General features: G+C 65.6%; 13 protein-coding genes. 5 read left to right on the top strand and 8 right to left on the bottom strand.

Annotated features, from left to right (window positions below):
• Positions 1–871: hypothetical protein (locus DN771_RS29190; RefSeq protein ID WP_193615349.1), on the top strand; the 871-nt coding region annotated here is incomplete at its 5' end.
• A gap of 40 nt (positions 872–911) precedes the next feature.
• On the opposite strand, the gene DN771_RS04590 is transcribed toward DN771_RS29190, so the two are convergent.
• The 3 genes from DN771_RS04590 to DN771_RS04580 form a co-directional block, all read right to left on the bottom strand.
• Positions 912–1,949, bottom strand: a complete 1,038-nt coding sequence (locus DN771_RS04590) for a glycosyltransferase family A protein (RefSeq protein ID WP_227462274.1) — start codon at positions 1,947–1,949, stop codon at positions 912–914.
• Entirely contained in the window at positions 1,946–3,268 is a 1,323-nt protein-coding gene (locus DN771_RS04585; protein WP_116996178.1) for a nucleotide sugar dehydrogenase, read from the bottom strand. The genes DN771_RS04590 and DN771_RS04585 overlap by 4 nt, the downstream gene beginning before the upstream one ends.
• Before the next feature lie 101 nt (positions 3,269–3,369).
• Positions 3,370–5,181 (bottom strand): heparinase II/III family protein, encoded by a 1,812-nt coding sequence (locus tag DN771_RS04580; RefSeq protein ID WP_205528423.1) that lies wholly within the window; start codon positions 5,179–5,181, stop codon positions 3,370–3,372.
• 533 nt (positions 5,182–5,714) lie between these two features.
• On the opposite strand from DN771_RS04580, the gene DN771_RS04575 reads away from it, so the two are divergent.
• Together DN771_RS04575 and DN771_RS04570 are read left to right on the top strand one after the other, a co-directional pair.
• Entirely contained in the window at positions 5,715–6,869 is a 1,155-nt protein-coding gene (locus DN771_RS04575) for a phenylacetate--CoA ligase family protein (protein ID WP_205528422.1), read from the top strand.
• An 11-nt stretch (positions 6,870–6,880) separates the two neighbouring features.
• Positions 6,881–8,227, top strand: coding sequence for a putative glycoside hydrolase (locus DN771_RS04570; RefSeq protein ID WP_116996124.1), 1,347 nt, complete (start codon positions 6,881–6,883; stop codon positions 8,225–8,227).
• 51 nt (positions 8,228–8,278) lie between these two features.
• Here DN771_RS04570 and DN771_RS04565 read toward each other — a convergent pair whose 3' ends face one another.
• From DN771_RS04565 to DN771_RS04545, 5 genes are all read right to left on the bottom strand, one after another.
• Positions 8,279–9,481: a glycosyltransferase family 4 protein gene (locus DN771_RS04565; RefSeq protein WP_116996123.1), complete on the bottom strand. Its 1,203-nt coding sequence runs from the start codon at positions 9,479–9,481 to the stop codon at positions 8,279–8,281.
• Entirely contained in the window at positions 9,481–11,790 is a 2,310-nt protein-coding gene (locus DN771_RS04560; protein ID WP_227462268.1) for a glycosyltransferase, read from the bottom strand. The genes DN771_RS04565 and DN771_RS04560 overlap by 1 nt, the downstream gene beginning before the upstream one ends.
• Entirely contained in the window at positions 11,787–12,776 is a 990-nt protein-coding gene (locus DN771_RS04555) for a glycosyltransferase family 4 protein (protein WP_116996122.1), read from the bottom strand. Before DN771_RS04555 ends, DN771_RS04560 begins: the two co-directional genes overlap by 4 nt.
• Positions 12,777–12,844: 68 nt before the next feature.
• Positions 12,845–14,344, bottom strand: a complete 1,500-nt coding sequence (locus tag DN771_RS04550) for an O-antigen ligase family protein (protein ID WP_162941528.1) — start codon at positions 14,342–14,344, stop codon at positions 12,845–12,847.
• Between the two features lie 22 nt (positions 14,345–14,366).
• The gene (locus DN771_RS04545; RefSeq protein ID WP_162941527.1) at positions 14,367–15,977 is read right to left on the bottom strand and encodes a hypothetical protein; all 1,611 of its coding nucleotides are present in this window, start codon (positions 15,975–15,977) and stop codon (positions 14,367–14,369) included.
• Between the two features lie 179 nt (positions 15,978–16,156).
• Between DN771_RS04545 and DN771_RS04540 the strand changes: the two genes are divergently transcribed.
• The gene (locus DN771_RS04540; RefSeq protein WP_321196049.1) at positions 16,157–17,548 is read left to right on the top strand and encodes a polysaccharide pyruvyl transferase family protein; all 1,392 of its coding nucleotides are present in this window, start codon (positions 16,157–16,159) and stop codon (positions 17,546–17,548) included.
• Positions 17,545–19,074 carry an oligosaccharide flippase family protein gene (locus DN771_RS04535; RefSeq protein ID WP_116996118.1) on the top strand — a complete coding sequence of 510 codons (1,530 nt, stop codon included), beginning with the start codon at positions 17,545–17,547 and terminating at the stop codon, positions 19,072–19,074. The genes DN771_RS04540 and DN771_RS04535 overlap by 4 nt, the downstream gene beginning before the upstream one ends.
• The last annotated feature ends 1 nt before the right edge of the window (position 19,075 follow it).

Raw genomic sequence — 19,075 nt, 5'->3', positions numbered from 1 at the left:
CACCGTCGACGTCGTCGACGACACAGGCACCGACGATGTCGTCGTCGACGCAGGCACCGTCGTCGACGTCACAGGAACCGTCGTCGAAGTCGAGGTGGACGGCGGCTCCGACGACACACCCGCTGGATCGAAGTCGGCCAGCAGGACGAACGCCTCGTCATGCTCCACCAGCAGGAACTCGCCCGAGTCGAGTCCAGCGACTGCGAGCACGGATCCGACGCCAATGTGTCCCAACGTCCGCCGTGCCGACGGGCTGATGGCGGTCACAGTTGCCGACCCCTGCGAGGCAGTCATGCGCGCTCCGTTGGCGGCAGCCGCCGGCAGGAAGATGAGATCAGACGCCGATTCCGTGGCAACCGAGCTGACGGCTCCGAGTCCCGCCGGCCACACTGCCGCGTCGAACTCCGACGGCTCGGCTCCGCTGCGTGTGACGCGGCGCGAAGGTATCGATGTCCACGACTCACCGGACCCGATGGTCGTTGCCGGTTCGGTTGTGGGAGCTGCGGTCGTCGTGGTGCGCGAGGTCGTCGGAGTGACTGTGCTCGGAGCCGCGGTCGTAGGAATGTCCGCAACGGTGGTTGCGGGCACGGTCGTGGCCGCTGTCGTCGGCGGCGCCGTCGTGGTGGTCTCAGGCACGGACGTCGCCGTCGGTGCAGACGTGGTGGGCCCGTCGGTCGGCGGCGGGGCCTCTGAGGTCACCGGCACGGTCGTGGGAGATGGAGACTCGTCGTCTGCGACGACTGGGATCGCTCCGACCGAGACGAGCGCGGCCGCAAGCGCGCCAAACGCGCTGGTACGCGCCCAGAGTCGAGACATCATCCAAGCCTTTCCTGTCCGCCGCGCCACCGCGCACCTCACCCGCCCCGGTTAGGCCCCCGCCATAGTAGCAGAACAACGTGAGGATGCTGCTCTTAACCGCGGGTGCCCGCTGAGCGTCGCCGCCCGGCGACGATTCGGGCGACCGCACCGGTGACCACCTGCGAGACTCGCGCCTTGAGGGGGTGAAGACGACGCATGAGCCCCGGCGCGACCGTGAGAGTCGCCAGAAGCACCGCGGAGCGCGCCGAAGCGCGCTCGTTGAAGGCCGCTCGGGCCTCTGAGCGCGCCGACGCATCATCACCCGCAAGGAGCGCTGTGCGCGCGCGGCGAATCGCCTGGTGATATCGCATGCGGCGAAGTGTGGTGTCGAGGGCTTGCCTGTCCGCCGGGTCGTTGGACGTTCTTGCCCCCTCGATGAACGAGCGCATGAGCTGCCGCTCGAAGTTCTCGACCTTGGCGGGATCGCGAGACAGCGAGTCCCCACGCAGTCGGTAACGCGCGAGGCGATCCGGGATCAGCCGCACGTCGTAGTCGACGACGAGCCGGCACCACACGACGACCGATTCGTCAACGTCGTCGACACCTGGCTCGTAGCCTCCGACGGCCTCCCACGCTGTGCGCCGCACAGCAGCGGTGTAATAGGGAACCCGCCCACCGAGCACATCCGTCAGGCTCAGCCGATTCGACGGGTCCGCCGGTTCCGAGACCCCGATGGACCGCATGTACGGGACCGGCAGATCGAGACCATCGTCCCCGTTGAATCGATAGGCGTCGACCCCGACGGCGTCGACGGCGGGATTCGAATCGAGTACGGCGCCGACTCGGGCGCAGAATTCAGGAAGCAGGAGGTCGTCGCTGTCCAGGACGCTCACGAAGTCTCCCCGGGCCTCTGCTGCTGCTGCCGCGACTCCGCCTCGATAGCCGCGGTTGTCCTGGCGGATCAGCATGATGCGCTCATCGGCGGCGGCGTACGACTCGACGATCCTCGCCATCTCAGCGGACGGGCCGTTGTCGACGACGATGAGCTCCCAATCGCCCCGAGTCTGAGCGAGTACCGACTCGATCGTGTCCGCGATGTAGTCCTCCGTGCCGTAGGCCGTGGTGAGGAAGCTGAACGTTGGTCCACTCACCACGCGATGCCGTGATATCCGGGCCGCGCGCGCAAACGGTGTGCCTCGGGCAGACGAACGAGATCGATCACCGAGCAGTCCTCATTCAGCGTGTCGACAGCTTCGGCCACGGCGGGCTTCGTTGACCCCACGATGAAGATCTCGCCGTGGGCCACCACTTCATCGATATCGCCGGTGAGAATCTCGCCGATATGGGGAAGGCGCTCTTCGATGTACGCACGGTTGGCGCCGACCAATCGCGACAGAGCCACATTGTCGTCATACACGCGGACGTCGTAGCCCTTGCCGATGAGCCGTTCCGTGAGTTCGACCATCGGACTCTCGCGTAGGTCGTCGGTCCCCGCCTTGAACGACAATCCGAAAACTCCCACCCTGCGCCGGCCGAGTGATGCGACGAGGTCGACCACCCGACGCACGTGCGTTTCGTTCGAGACGAGCAGGTTGGACAAGACGGGAATGTCGACGTCGTTGCGTCGCGCGGCGTGGGTGAGTGCGCGCAGGTCCTTCGGCAAACACGATCCGCCGAACGCGAAGCCGGGCCGTAGATACGCAGCGCTGATGTTGAGTTTGGTGTCGGCCGTGAAAATGTCCATCACCGCGTGAGAATCGAGGTCGAGCGCCGAGCAGATGGCACCGATCTCGTTGGCGTAGCCCACCTTGAGGGCGTGAAAACTGTTGTCGACGTACTTGGTCATCTCGGCGACCCGCACCGGTACCTGGAACCGAGGACCGGGCAGACCCTCGTAGAGCGCCATCACCTCCTCACCACCGCGTTCGCCGACTTGGCCGATCACCGTTTTCGGGGGGTCGAGGAAGTCACGAACGCTCGTGCCCTCCCGCAGGAACTCCGGATTGACGCAGACACCGAAGTCGGCTCCCGCGACCTTGCCGGACGTTCGCTCGAGGATTGGTGTCAGGACACCCTCACAGGTACCGGGGATCATCGTGCTCCGGTAGACGACGACGTGCCACGAGTCCTTCAAGGCAAGCGCAGCACCGATCTGCTCGGTTGCTCGCTCGAGAAACGCCGTCGACAGGCTGCCGTTGGGAGCGGACGGAGTACCAACACACACGATCGTGATGTCACTGCCAAGCACCGCAGCCGTGGGATCGGCGTTGACCGTCAGATGGCCCGATGCCACCACTTCGGCCGTCAGCTCACCGATTCGTTCCTCGACCACTGGCGCTCTGCCCGCGCCGAGCAGCGCCATCTTCTCCGGATTGGCGTCCACACCGATGACGGAGTGACCCCTCGAGGCGAAGCATGCCGCCGAGACGCAGCCGACGTAGCCGAGTCCGAAGATGCTTAGAGTCGTCAGATCCCCTCCCTCAGACGATGATTGTGTAGTCACGTTCTTGGGCTTCCCACTCCAAAATGCTGATACCAGGCGCCTCGAAGGCTACGCCTCGCCGCGTGGTTTCATCGACGTGTCGAGCTCAGCACTGCCGCGCCGTCCCGCAGTGCATCGATCTCGACGGCGACCAGTCCGTCCGGGCCGCGCCATCGCACCGAGATCGAGGAGCCGTCTCGCTCGACCACCAGCTCCTCCACGCTCGCCGCGGAGGTGGATTCACGAGGGGTCAGGACCGTCGCGAAGACCATCGGAAGCGCGCCACTCGCGATCGTCCCGAGCAACCATGACGGCTCCCGCTGCTCGAGCCGCTCGGACCACCAACCGAGATCGCTCGCCGTGTCGCCGCGGACGTCCGCTGAGCGCGTCGTGACCGTCGCGGCCGCGGCCAGATCGAGCGACGGACCGCCATCCCGCTCGAGTCGGGGGTGCAGTGGCCATGAGACGCAGACGTCGTGCTCACCCGGCCCGTAGAGAAGGTCGGTCACCAGCACGCTCTTCAGGTGGGGAGCGGCGACGACCCAGCGTCGATGGATCACGGGGTCGCTGAGGCGTGTGTAGCCGTCGTGCTCGGCGTCGACGATGCCGGCTTCGAGGTCGACGGACCTCACGCGCACGTTGGCGTGGTGTGTCCAGAGGAATGGTCCGCCGATCTGCGACTGATCGACGCCATCGACGACGACGGTCGCGTGTGACCTCGTGCCGCGGTTCGCCGCGCGCCACGTCGGGTGTCCGTAGTAGCTGCCAGCACCGGGGTCCCCGATGAGGTCGGCACCGTCGACACTCAGCGTCACGGCGAGCGCGTCGGCGTGCCCATGCGCCGCTATCGACAGGTAGCCGAGTGGCCCAACATCCACCGTCACGCGACGCCGCCCCGACCGAAGGACGACGAGGCCCCCGTGCTCTGCAAAGAGGCTCGCCGGCGCGACGGCCCTCGGCCGTTCGATCGACATCTCCAGCCATGCCGAGGTGAGCACCGCCGTGGCACGCTTGCTGTCCCCGCCCACGATCGAGACGTGGTCTCCGACCGTACGAACTGGTTCCGGCCCCAGACGCAGCGCGAACCCTTCGTCGTCGTCGCCGTACCGGGGGGCCGGGTCGTCTTCGCCGATCAGAGCGGCCAGATATCGGCGACTCCGCTCGACGGCCGCCACCATGGACGCTGGAGGGTTGTCGCCGCGCCGCCGCAGCAGGGCCATGACGGTCCACATCAACTCGACGGTGAAGACCTGGTAACCAACCGCCTGCTCCGCACCAGCGCCGTCCGGCAGAATCTGCCGATCCGCCTCGGCGGCGAGAACCCGGAGGGCACGGCGCTCCCCGCGGGCGGCGCCCGGCAAGTCCGGAAACAGCATGGCGATCGTCGCAAGACCTGCCATCTCGCCGATGAGGTGGTTGTTCGCCGAACTGAAGCGGGATCGGTCCTCCCAGCAGCGTCGCGCGCTCTCGGCAAGCATGCTGGCCACTGTCCGATAGCGGTCCAGGGTCAACGCTGTCGAGTCCAGGACTCCCTGCAGGGCCACCGCCACAGAGATCGCCCGCACACCTGCCTCGAAGGCCCCACGCCAAGCGATGCCTTCGCCCGGGGGACATTGGACCATCCACGAATCGAGGTGAGCGAACACCTCCTCGGCGTAGCGGTCGTCGCCGGTGAACAGCCACGCCTCGGCAAGCAACGGAAGGTGTTGTAACCGATTCAGCTCCCAGATCCACTTCACATCACCGTCGGCCGTACGATGGTCGATCTTCGATGCCGGCCGGACGGGCCACGTGACGTCGGAGACCGGATCGTGGTTCCAGTTCAACGGTTCGGCCAGCCGAACCTCCGGATACCCGAAGAAACTGAACCGGCGTTCGAGGATGCGATCGGCGGCGGCCACGAGCTCACCTACTTCGGCGGGGTGCGCTGCCGCGATGCTCTGGGCGCGACGCCGATCGAGCAGGACTGGTCGACGCTCGCCCCGCCGAAACGCATCGAGCGATCGAACCCACTCCGCGTCGGTCCGCCGCGACAACGATCGCAGTCCCCAGCGCTCCAACAGTCGCGACCGTGCGTTCTGGAGTGACCGCGCTGGCGGCCGGGTCGCCCGCCACGCGATCTCGGCCGCGCTCATCGAACGGAGCCTGTTCACGTACCACAGCCGTTTGGACAACTCTGACCTCTTGGTGACTCGGGATGCCGGCGGAGCCTATTCCGGAGGGGTCGACTGCTAGCCTTCGCACCCATCGCGTTCCCGACGACCAGGAGGCGAGCATGGCTCCGCCCGGACCGAGGCTGAGCCTCAAACACCGCGTTCGCAGGCTCCACCCGCTGGCCCCCGCGATGAACCACACGCTGGCCCGCTTGGAGCGAGCAACCGCGGAGGATCTGACTCGATATCAAGAGCGACGCTTGCGGTGGATGGTGCGACTGGTGGCCGCGCGCTCCCCGTTCTATCGCGAGTGGTTCAAGACATCGGGGGTCGACCCGCGAGACATCCGGACGCTGGCGGACCTCGAACAACTGCCACTGCTCACGCGGCGGCATCTCGTCGAGCGGCCTGATGACTTTCGCGTGTATCCCCGCCGTGTCATGTGGCCATCCCGGTCCAGCGGAACCTCGGGAGCGCCGGTCACGGTGTATCGCACCCAGGGCTCCTCGATCTATGAGCTCGCCGCGCTCCGGCGTCAATGGCGGTGGTTCGGGCTCCCGAGCTCGGCGCGACGTGTCGTCCTTCGTGGAAGCGACTTCGCCAGCGATCAGGGGGGATACCCGACAAAACTCATCCCTGGAGCCAACCAGTTGATGGTGTCGAGCTTTCAGCTGACACCGGCAAACCTCGACCAAATCCTCGACGACATACGGGCGTTCGAACCCCACGCGATCGAGGGTTGGCCGTCGAGCATGAACGTCCTCGCCAAGCTGCTGCTCGAGCGGAGCACACACCTTCCGGTGCGAGCCGTGATCACATCGTCGGAGGTGATGACGCCGGGACAGCGCAACCTGCTCCGATCGGTGTTCGATGGTCCAATCGTGGATCACTATGGACAAACAGAACGGGTAGCGCTTGCTGGCGTCTGCGAGGCCGGAAGCATGCACATCTTCTCGGACTACGGAATCGTCGAGCTCCTACCGGTCGACGGTTCATCGAACCGGCGCGAGATCGTCGGCACCGCCCTCCACAACTGGGGCTTTCCTCTCCTGCGGTATCGAACTGGTGACGAGGTGGTCAGCGCGCCGAGTTCTGCGTGCGTCTGTGGTCGGGCGTTCCCGCTGCTGGGCGACATCGATGGTCGGATCGAGGACACGTTCTCGACCGCTGACGGACGCCCGCTCCCCTTGCCTGGCACCGCCGTCGACGATCTCGCCGGCGTGCACGAGGCACAGATCGCCCAGCTGGCTCCCGGGCGGTTCGAGGTGCGGGTCTCGCCGGGCGTCGGCTTCGACGAGAAGGCCGTCTCCGTGCAGATTCGCGAGAATGTGGACCGGTTATTCGGCGAGGGACACGAACTGACGATTCGCGTCGTCGATGAGCTCAAGCGCCCACCGAGCGGCAAACTCAAGTCCGCCGTCGTCGAGAGTCGGTAGCGCGGTTCGCAGTGTCGCCGGTCTCGCGTAGGTCGTTTCTCGTCGGTGCCACGGCGGCCGCTGCCGCCACCAGGGCGCGGATCGACTCCGTCGCCGCTGAGAGCATTGCACGACCCAGCCTCGAACCGACCTATCCGAGAACGGCTACGTGCTTCCTTGAGCACGACGAACTGCCGAAGGTGTCCGAGCTCGCAGCATTCGACGTGGTTATCGTCGACTCAGAATGGGCACATCGGGTGAGACGAAGCTACTTCGAGCAACTGCGCAGTGTTAGCCCTCGAACAATCGTCCTGGCTTATGTGAATTTGGTCGATTCACTACCTCGCACTGGCTCGCCCGGCTACTGGGCGAACGCGTACTCCCTCTGGCAGTTCCAGAGTTCGACCGATTCGCAATTTCCCACGGAATGGCTCGCTCATACCGGCGACGGGCGCCCCGTGCACGAGTGGCAGGAACGCGTGATGACCAACCTCACCGATGTGGCACCACGAATCGCGGGACAGACCTACGCCGAGTACGCCGCACACTGGGTTGCCGACAAGGTGTGGGCGACGGGCCTGTGGGACGGCGTATTTCTGGACGTCTGGGGAGATCGCATCTATACGGCGGACAGTGACCGGTGGGACATCGACGGCGACGGCGTCGATGAGCTCGACGAAGACATCTACGGCCCCGGCAATCCACTCGACCGCGGGTTGTTGTTGGCGGAACGTATCATGCGCCGACGAATGCCCTCCGCTGTCCTCGTCGCCAACGGCGACCGCTCAGCGTGCGGTGGCCTGCTGGACGGCTTGGCCTTCGAGAGCTTCGCCGACCGCCTTGCCGATCCCGATCGCCATCTCACCACCGAGGTGGAGCGCTACGTCTCGAAGAGCACATCCGACGGACTGCGCCGACCGGGGCTCAACCTGACGATCAACGTGGATCGATCGATCCAGGCAGCACCCGCTGACCGACTTCGCCGTGCCCGATTCTTTCTGACCGCAACACTTCTGCAGAATGCCTTCTGGGCACCCATGGGGACCAATTACGGACAGCTTGCGTACTTCGACGAACTCGACGGCGCGGGCCACGGTCGCGGGTATTTGGGCCGCGCCGTCGAAGCCTTCCCCGATTTGGCGACGGTCACCCGCCCCGTGACCCGTGGCACCGGCTCATTGTCGCCGGGCGTCTTCAGGCGTGATTTCGAACACGGCATCGCCATCGTCAACACCACGGCCGAGACATGCATGATCGAGTTGGAACGTCCGTATCGCCGGCTGCGGGGAACACAAGACCCGCTCGTCAACGACGGCAGCCTCGCCGAGTCAGTGACCCTGCTCCCCGAGGACGGTGTGATCTTGCTCGCGGCTCGATAGCAACCGGGGCCGGCGCCGGCCCTCTCGTCCGCACAGTCGGCCGGTGAGAGATCAGCCGGAGATGCCGGCAAACACCTGAGCGTAGAACTCCAGCAGGTTGCGGCGCGAGGTCGACCAGGAGAGCTCTTGCTCCACCCGCTGCCGGCCGAGTCGACCCATCTCCTTGCGACGCCGCGGGTCGTCCAGAAGTTCGTTCACGGCCGCGGCGAACGCAGCCTCGTCGTTGGCTGGCACGTACAGCGCAGCCTCGCCCGCTGACACCCGAGCCTCGACCAGGTCGAAGGAGACGAGCGGTCGACCCATTGCCATGTACTCGACCACCTTGTTCATCGTCGACACGTCGTTCAATGGATTCAGCGGGTCCGGCGACAGACAAACATCTGCGGTCGACAGGCACCGTTGAACGAACTCATCCGGCACACGTCCCGTGAATTCGACGACGTCGTCAAGCTCGAGCCGCTTGCTCAGTGCGACCATGTCGTCGAACGCGTCACCACCCCCCATGAACAGGGCATGGAAGTCGCGGCGGCCGTGATCACGCTTCAGATGGGCGAGAGCGCGAAGGGCGTAATCCACTCCATCTTGCGGTCCCATGACTCCGAGGTAGGCCAGGAGATGTTGCTTTCCCCGCCGCAGAGCGGGATCAGGCTCGAGCGGTACGAACTTCTCGAGGTTGGGGGCACTGCGCACCACGCGCACGCGCCCGGGATCCATACCGCCTCGCGTGATCGCCGCGCTTCGATAACTCTCGTTGGTGGAGATCACCCCGGTGGCCGCCAAGAACGTCACACGCTCAAGCAGTCGCGTTGCCCAATAGAGCACGCGTCCACCGCGCGCAAATCGTGACTGGAACAGCTCGGGAACAAGGTCGTGATGGTCGAACACGAAGCGAGTCTCACCGCGGATCCGCAGAACGAGCGCGACGAGGAACAGCAGATCGGGGGGATTGCACGCGTGCACCACGTGAACCGGCCGCCGTCGCTGGACCCGACGCGCGAGACGGATGCTGTGCCACAGGGCGAGCGAATACTCGCGGAGATAGCCGGCGGGACCGCCCGCTGCAGGCCGGAGGGGGTAGCGCAGGATGTGCACCCCGTCGATGACGACGTCGGGCTCGGTGTCCTGCTTCACACCGGCGGGGCAAATCACGGTCACGTCGTAGCCGGCCTCCGTCAGCGCCAGACTCTCCTGCCAGACCCGGCGGTCGAACGGCACGGACAGGTTCTCCACGAGAATGAGCACGTGTCGGGTCATCAGGGCACCTCCCGGGAGGTTTCGGACGTCGTACCGCACAGCTCGGTCAAGAGCTGTTCGTAGGCGCGGGCAGCGTCAGCAATCTGATAATCACGCTCGGCGCGACGTCGACCGTTCGCACCGAGTCGCTGGCAAAGCTCTCGATCGTCGGCGAGCTGGGCGAGTCGTCGGGCGAGGGAGTTGGGCTCGGAGACCGGAACGAGAAACCCGTTGTCGCCGTCATCGATCATGTCGCTCAGCGATCCGCAGTCGGTAGCCACGACCGGTACGGCCGCTGCCATCGACTCGATGACCACGATCGGCATGCCCTCGTGGACGGACGACAGGCACGAGACGTCGAGCCCGGCAAGCAATTGCGTCGCATCCCGGCGCGTGCCGGTGAATGTCGTTCGTGCGGCGATTCCGAGCCGTTGGGCGAGCAACTTCAATTCCCCGCCGCGCTCACCGTCGCCAATCACGACGAGACGGGCCTCGGGATGGGTCTCGATCAAGATGGCAAAGGCCTGCAACAACACGTGATGGGCCTTCTGAGGACTGAGCCGAGCGACGATACCGACGGCAAATTCCCCTGGCGCGACTCCGAGGATCGACCGGGCGCGTTCGCGGTCCGCCGAGGTGGGGACTGGTGGAAGCTCGATGCCATTGGGGATCACGACCTCTCGAATGCTGCGACCGGCGCTGATTCCGACGCCCTCTTCGCGGTGCAGGTAGTGGCCCTGCGCCGGCGAAAGGAGGACCAGGGCGTCCGACATGCGCATCGTCGCCGCCGCCCAGCGCGGAAGCACGCGCTTTCCAACGGATGTGAGGTCCATGTCGTGGGCAGCGACGATGTTGGCGGTCACGCCGGCAATACGCGCGGCGAGTCGTCCGAGCAGCAACGCTGCGCGATGGTGGTGGGTCACCAGGACGGCGTCTGTCCGGTCCCGGCGCAAGGCTGCGACAAGCTTGGGGAGGGTGCTGACGTCGAACCGGCTGGTCCTGCCGAGCACCTCGACGTCGAAGCCCGCGTCTGCGAAGTCTGCAGCGAGTGGACCTGCCTCACGCAGGCAGATGAGGCGCGGACGTACGACGCTCGGATCAAAGTGCCTGAACAAGTTCAAGAGGAAAACCTCGACACCGCCGACAAATGTCATGTCGAGCACAACGGCCAGCTGGAGAGGGCGGACGTCAGGGTCTCGTCTGGAGGACACTGCCTCAAGCACGGTCTCGACCGCCGCCTCGGCGCGCCGAACACTTGCGGAAAGACTGAACTCCGACTCGACACGCGACCGGGCCGCCGCACCCATGCGCCGTCGCAGGCCCGGCTCTGTGAGGACGGCGATGACTCGATCAGCCAGAAGTTGCGCGTCGCGCGGGGCGACGAGGTATCCGTTTACGCCTTCCTCGATCATCTCCGGAACGCCGCCGACTGCGGTACAGACCGCGGGACGCCCCGCCGCCATCGCCTCGAGCAAAGCCATCGGGAAGCACTCGATGGTGTACGACGAAAGGACGAACACGTCCATGGCACGCATCACGTCGGCGACGTCGGGCCGTACTCCGGTGAACACGACACGCTCCGCGATGCCGAGGCGGTTGGCGAGCGATTCGAGTTCAGGCCGTGTTGCTCCATCGCCGACGACCAGGAACTTGGCAGACGGAATACGATGACTGACCCGACGCGCCGCCTCAAGGAACAGGGCATGGTCCTTTTCCGGCCGAAAGGCGGCGACGATCCCGACGACAGCATCATCGGGGCCGATACCGAGCTCCGCGACGGCACGCCGGTCATCACTGGGCTCGAAAAGACCGGGGTCGACGCCATTGTGGATGATGCGAACCTTGTCGGGGGGATATCCAAGTTCGTCGACCATGTAGTCGGTCTGGGCATGGGCGACTCCGAAGTAGGCGGTGGTGACCGGATCAAGGACTCGGTCGAGCATCGTTCGCAACCGGCCGCGCGCTGTTACGTCACCGCAGTTGTGCACCCAGACCACGATCGCGCGGGTTCCCACGATTCGCGCGGCGATGCGTCCGAGCACCTCGGCGTTGAAGCCGCGTACGACCACGACGTCCGGCTCGATCCGATGCAACTCACGCACAAGATCGAGCGTCGCAGCCCACGCCTGCCGCTTGGAACGTCCCAACGCTACGGCCGGGACGCCATGCTTCGCAAGAGATCCGAAGAGAGCCCCCTCCTCTCCGATGCAGACGACAGACGGATCGAACCGTGTCGGGTCGAGAGCTGGCATCAGCGTCACAACATGACGTTCGGCTCCGCCGACATCGAGGTCCGGAACGATGTACGTCAGCCGTATCCGTCGCCTCAACGCGCTACCTCCGAGTACATGTCGTCCAACCGACGAACGACCACTTCGATGTCGAAACGCTCGATGACTCGCTGGGCCGCTTGAGCACCGAGTCGTGCCCGCAGATCCGCATCATTCACGACGGCGGCGAGCGGAGTCGCAAGACCATCGACATCGCCCGCCGGGACCAAGACCCCACAGTCGTCGTCGATGAGGTCAGGTATCCCACCTCTGTCGCTCGCCACGATGCACATGCCGTGCGCCATCGCTTCCAGGATTGCCATCGGCTGGCCCTCGTTCAATGACGGCAGTACCAGAACGTGAGACTCGCTCATCAATTGCGGTATGTCTCCCGGATCGACCCAGCCGAGGACTTGAACCGACTCGCCAAGGCCCAGCTCAGCCACCAGCTGGCGAGCTCGCTCAATCGAACCGTCGCCGGCAAGCGTGAGTTGCGTCGGGAGTACTCCTTGCCGGAGGACCTGTGCCCATGCCTCGAGAAGGACGAACGCACCTTTTTCTTCTCCGATCCGGCCGACGAAGAGGACGCGGACGGATTCACCCACCTTGGGCTGTGAAACGGGTTGCCGCAGTCGAACCGCGTTCGGGAGCACAACGATACGAGCACGCGGCGCTAGGCGTGCGAGCCGGTGCGCCCAGATTTCCCCGAGCGCTATCACGAGCGAGGAGGCCTCGAGCGTCGCACGCACGTACCGACGCATGAGACGAGGCAGGCGCGCATGGAATTGGTGGAACTCACCTCCGTGGATATGGAGGACGACAGGCACATGCACAACTCTGGCCAGCCACATGAGCACGCTCTTGCGAAAGAAGCTCCCGCCCGAGGCCATGTGAATGTGGACAAGGCTCGGACGGGCCGCTAGCGCAGAGAGGAAGCGAGGCAGCGCACGAGCAAATGCGACGCAGCGGACGAAGAGCGAGCCGTCGCGGTGGGTAGCGATGTGCCGCACATTCCAAGACGACCAAAGCGATGTTTGGCTCACCATCCGCACATACGCTGAAACACCACCTCGGGTCTCGAGTGCGGTGGAAACCCACAGGACCCAACGCGTGTTCACGACAGATTTTCCACCGGCTCGATCCGACTGCGCTCGCCCAGGTCGTTGCAGCGGCTCGCCTCCAGAGCCATTCCGACGAGCAACATCGTTGCGGCCACGGGAAAGTCGAAGAAGCGTAGGTCGACTGTCAGACCCGCCAGAATGACCGAACCGAGAAGCAGGAGAGCGAGAAGCACAAATTCGCGCACGAACAAGTCATTCGATTGAGATCGATACATTTCCGTAAGGCGCACAATGATGAGCACGATAGCCGTGAGCCACAACATCAGCCCCACGACGCCGAGCTCAACAAGAATTCCGAGCTCGTTAAAGTGCGACGCTATGCCATAGCCACGGACCCAGCTGACATCCTGCGAAAATTGTTGGTGGTGGACGGTGTTGATCGCCGTGAACCTGCCGATTCCCCATCCGGTGAACGGTTCTCGCTCGAATGCCCAGAGCGAAGTAGCAATCGAGTTGAGCCGGTCATGGATCTCATTGGCCGAGCCTATTCCCCCGGCATCTCGGTCTGCGCTCGTGAAGGTTGACCAGGTCGCGGCTACTCCGACCGTAACCACCAGAAGCACGGCGATGAAACCTCGCCGCATCGAATCCGAGCACATCGCACCGATCACGCACACGAGGACGAAGGCCAACCACACCGCTCTGGTGTGGGTGAGATATATTCCGTAGGCCGCAGCAACGGACGTGCCGGCGGAGAGCATGGTGATCCATCGGCGCGAGCGTGGCTGGACGGCGAGGAACAACCCCGCCAGGAAGCCGGCGGTGAGGGCAAGACCATTGACGACGGGCTGGTTGAACACCCCGTTGGCGCGCCCCACCCAGTTCGGTGAGTCGACGATGTAGCGAGGCCAGACCAGTCCCTGCGGACCATGAAACTGCATGATGCTGACCGCCGCCGAATAGCCGCCGAAGGCGAGAAGGGCCCAGAGCACGATCGTGACATCGGCGCGGCGCCGATAGAACGTCCGACCAACGACGTACATCGACAGTGGAATGGCGGTTCCGGTCAGGATGAACCGGTAAACGGAGAGTTCTTCGTTGGTGCGCGGATAGACAGCCTCAAGCGCATGGTTTGTGTCCAGCATCGAGTAGATGTTCCATGCGAGATACAGGACCATTGCGGACTCGACAATGCCGAGACGAGGCAGATGGTTCCTGCGAATAGAGAGCCAGATCGAGACCGACAGGAGTACTCCGACATAGGCCAAGACAAAGGGGTCGACCGGAAGGATGTCGGGCACCGCGAGTCGAAAAAACATCGCGATCAGGAGGTACAGGACCGCCAATCTGGGCTCGGCCAAGCCCGCGACAACGGCACCGCAGGCCACGATCAGCAATGGCAGATACAGCAGCAGATCGTGGGCAGAATCCGGGACGGCCGCAACGACGACCAGGGCGAACAGAGTGATCGGCAGCGCCAGACCGGCCCCCAAAGGGTTCCCCCGTCGATGACGGGCCCGCAGGAGCCCCCGCCCCACCAGTGATGGAGTCATCGTGCGTGCTGGATGTACGACATCAACCCGCGCCGGACTGGTGGCGTTCCGGCACGCCGCCACGTTCGATGAGAACAGCACCAAGGGTGAGCCCGCCGACGTGCTCCACGAGACGGACCCCGTTGACGACATCCGCCGTGCGGGTCGCCGACTCCTCGATCGCGATGAGGGTCACATCGGCCGCGGCGCAGAGAACCTGCGCGTCCGCGGCATCGACGATCGGCGGGCAGTCGATGATCACGACGTCTGCGTTCGCCCGGAGCTTGCCGAGCAGGTCGTCGAAGCGCTCCGCACCACCAGCCGGGGGGCCTTCCGCGTGTTCTCCCCACGGAACGACAAGGACGTTGGCCGCTGGTCCATCCTGCGCGACGTCGTGGACTGTGACTCCCCGGATGTCAGCGATGTAGTCGCTGGCTCCTGTTGCTTCAGACGTTGCGCCTTCAGCGTCGACGAGGATGGTTCGCTCGCCGTGCGATCCCCGCTGGACGGCCAAGGCGCGGGCCACGAAGGAGGCGGCCCTGTTCGTCCCAGCTCCAGCGACTGCGACCACCATCGGCCGCTGCTGGACGAAGCGGCTCACCACGTTGGCGAGCTGCCCGACACGCTGTTCGAACTGCGCCACGCCGCCGCGACGATCAATGCGGGGCAGCACGGTGAGCACTTCGAGTCCCGTTCTGTCACTCACGTCGAAGGCCGACTCGAGGCGCCGGGAGGCCGCTCCGAACGCCATCGCTGCGAAGCACCCGACCACCAGACCAGCAGCGAGCGGCAACGCAATGGTGCGAATGGGGCCGGGTGTCGTAGAGGTCACGGCCGATTCGAGTTGCACGACCTGCAGCTCGTTCGTGTTGTCGGCCGTGATCGCACTGATGCGATCCTGCACTTGGCCAGGTAACCCATCGGTCGCCTCGAGCGCATCGAGAACGGCGGCGACCGAGGCCTCACGGTTCGCTCGTACTCCGTCGTTGACCTGATCCCGAAGTGCCGTTGCCATTCTCGACGCCGCCGTCACCACATCGTCTGCATTCGGTGACGAGGCGATGACATAGAGGATCGGGCTGGCGACCACGGTCTCAGCCTTGAACGAGACATCCCCCGCTATTCCCGCCTGCTGACGCAGCTTCGCCTGGTAGGAGGGATCATTGAAGTAGCTGACGTATCCCTGGCTCATGATGGCGTCCTGCTCGGGTCCGCGCTGGGCGGAGACCACGGTGAGCGCGGCCTTGCTGGAGTACAGCGTCTCGCCGGTTTGCCATGAGACGATGCCAGCGACGATTCCGACGAGGGCGCCGGCCGCGACGAGCCACCAACGGCGTCGGATCCGCGAGATCTGGACCTGAAGCGCAGTCTGCGACGGTAAGTCGCCCGGCAGCCCGAACGTGCGGTAGACATCGGGGTGCGACGGGGCCACGGCTTGCGAAGACGCTCCGGTCGACTGACCGGAGCTCGACGTAGTTTGGACACCCGCCTGCCGACACCAAGCACGCAATGTGGTCGGGCTCACGCGCAGCCTTTCCCCGACGCGGATTGCTGCTGCGTTCAGGGAGAGCGAGGGATCGGCCTCGAGCACTTCGACGACAAGCCGGACAGCTCGCACCTTGAGCCCGTCAGAGTGTTTCTTCGTCGGTGCCACGCTTCACCCTCTCGCCGACTCGCCCACGATCAGCGACTCTCGGGTTGCGAAGTATAGGCGCCGGGGGTCGCTTCGTACTGGACTGCCGGAGGGCTGGGCCGACGCGGTGTGGTCTGAGATGACGACCATGTACAGTGCTCAGGCTGATCGCCACCGGAGTGGCCGCGTGGCTGCTACAGATGGCGAGAACGATGGCGAACAAGGGTGGCCCAGGGTCCGTCTCCGACGGCTGCGAGTTGCGGATCTTGGTGGAGAACAGCGAGTACTGGCTCCGGAACAACGGCGACCTCGCCATGCTTGACGTGACTCTTCGCCGGCTGCGCGATCGCTGGCCGGCTGCACGGCTCGCCGTGATGACCGACTCGCCCTCACTGTTGCGCTCCTACTTCCCTGACTGCGAGGCGGTGACGCACTTCGCTGATGAAGCCTGGGGAACGCCGACCGTCGCTGAGCGTCTCGCAGCGCGCGTAGGCCCTCGCTTCGTGGGTCCGGTCGTGATGGCATGGCTCCGGTCCAAGGTATTCGTGCGCCAGAAGTACAAGGGCGCCGTTCGAAAGGCTGCTCGAGCGTGGCGCCGAATCGTCGGACGACCGGGTCCAGCCGAACAGGGGGCATCTGCTGTGGGCCCACGGCTCCCCGACGTCGTCTTGTCGGCGGCCCGACACTCGTCGCTGGTCGTGGTTCTCGGCGGCGGGTACGTGACGGACGCGGACGCCGCCCAGGCGAACCGGGTATTCAATCTCGTCGAGTATTCACGTGAGCACGATGTGCCGGTGGTGATGGTGGGACAGGGCATCGGCCCGCTCGAGGATCCCCTCCTCCGCGCCCGAGCAGCCGAGGTGCTGCCACGCGTCAACCTCATCGCGGTGCGCGAGCGCCGCGGCGGCCCAGCGCTCCTCGAGGCACTGGGAGTGCCCGCAGACCGCGTGGTGATCACGGGCGACGACGCGATCGAGCTTCCGTACGGGCTTCGGCGGGACACCCCTGGTAACGACTTGGGCGTGTGCATCCGGGACACGACCTACGCTCCGATCCCGACCAGCGCCCGCCAGGCGATCTCGACGTCGGTGCGGGCCGCAGCCGGCGATCTCGGGCTGCGCCTGTCACCAATCTTCATCGCGGAGTTTCGGTCGCAGGATCGCCGGTCGACGATGCCGATCGTCCGCGGAGTGAAAGGGGCCCGGCGTCCCCTCGGTCGGTATGTCGCCCCACGAGCGATTGCCGAACGGGTCTCAGGCTGCCGGGTGGTCGTGACGAGTGCATACCACCTCGGGGTGTTCGCCCTCTCGCAGGGCATTCCCGTGGTCGCCCTGTCCTCGTCGAAGTACTACGACGACAAGCTGTTCGGGCTCGCCGACATGTTCGGCGAGGGCATGAGAGTGATCAACGTCGGCGACGACGGGTTGGCGGCGCGGCTCGACGACGCCATCCACGCCGCCCACGCCGAGGCTCCGGAAATCCGCCATGCCCTGCGCGAGCGGGCGGCGGCCCAGATCCAGAGCAGCCTGGCCGCATTCGAGCGTGCGTATGAGTTCGTCGGTAGCGCACCGGAGGGCCCGCACTCGCGATGACCGATGCTCTCAGCGAGCGCCCGGCCGAGTCGGCTCCGGGGAGTGAGAAGCCGCTGCGCTCGCACATCGGACGCGTGGCGGCGGCGTCGGCTGTCGCGCTCGTCGTCGGGGAACTCATCACCGTCGGACAGACGGTCGCCCTGGCTCGACTCCTATCACCGACGGAAGTCGGCATCTTCGTCGCCGGAACCGTCCTCGTGACGTTCGTCGGCACCTTCGCCGAAGGCGGACTGCGCGCCGGGCTCGTCCACCGCGAAGACCACCTTGCCGACGCGGCCGAGACGGTTTTCTATGCCACCACGATCGGAGGCGTGCTGATGGCGATGGCGGCGCTCGCTGCGGCACCGGTCATCGGCATGCTCGTCGATGATCGCCACGCCGGGGTCGTCGCTGCGGCTTCCTCCGGCGTCGTGCTGCTTCATGCGCTCACCAACGTGCCAGAAGCGATGCTGCAGCGCGAATTCAGCGTGCGTCGTCGACTGATCGTCGGCCCGGCGGTCGCCGTGTCCTATGCGGGCGTCGCCGTGACAACGGCAGCGCTCGGCTGGGGTGTTTGGAGCATGGTCGCCGGCCTCTACGCCTCCTCTCTGGTGTGGGTCGTGAGTTTGTGGATGATCACCGACTGGCGTCCCGGCAGGGGGCGGGCGTCCATGGCGATGTGGCGGGAGTCCGCCCGATACGGCCGACCGCTCGTGCTCGGCATGATCGGAGCACGAGTTCAGTCGGTGGCCGAGACCACGGTCGTCGGGGGCTCGTTGAGCCCGGCAGCGCTCGGTCAGTTCCGGTACGGCCAGAGGATCGCACTCATACCGGTCAGAGGCATCATCGAGGTCGGTGCGACGAGCCTGTTCCCGGCGTTCTCTCGAATCAGGGGAGACGCGGACCGCTTGCGCGTGGCCTACCTTCGCGCCGTTCACTGGGCGTTCGTCGGGTCTGCGTTGGTCGGCGGCCTGATGATCGCGCTCGGCACACCGGCCGTCGTGGTTGTTCTCGGCGAGCCATGGCGTCAGGCCGGGGTGGTCGTGGTGGCGATGTCCGGCCTCGGCCTCGGCAAGGCGCTGATCTCCGTCAGCGAGGAGGCGATCAAGGGCGGGGGCAGGACGGGGCTACTGAACTGGTACACGGCCACGGAGGTGCTGCTCGGTATCGGGCTCCTCGTCGCCCTGGTCCATCTGTTCGGGGTCGTGGGTGCCGGAGCGGCGATCTCGGCCACAGCGGTGATGGTCGGCATCACGTGCGTCTGCCTAGCCGCACTGGTCGTGCGGTTTTCAACGCGCGACATCCTGGGCGCGTTGCTCCCGCCACTTCCCTGCGCCGCGCTGTCGACCGCGATCACGGCAGCTCTCGAACATCTGGTCCTGCAGTCGGATACTCGGCCCATCGTGGTCGGACTCGGGTTCCTTGCGATCGACACGGCGGTCTTCGTCGTCACCTACGTTGCAGGATTGGCGGTCGCGGCACCGGCCACGACCTCGGCATTGTGGCGCCTGGTCGGCCGGGCCCGGCGCACGTTGCGGACTCGTTGAC

It is taken from the genome of Desertimonas flava (assembly GCF_003426815.1).
GTDB lineage: Bacteria > Actinomycetota > Acidimicrobiia > Acidimicrobiales > Ilumatobacteraceae > Desertimonas > Desertimonas flava.
This window is presented reverse-complemented; position numbering and strand designations above follow the sequence as displayed.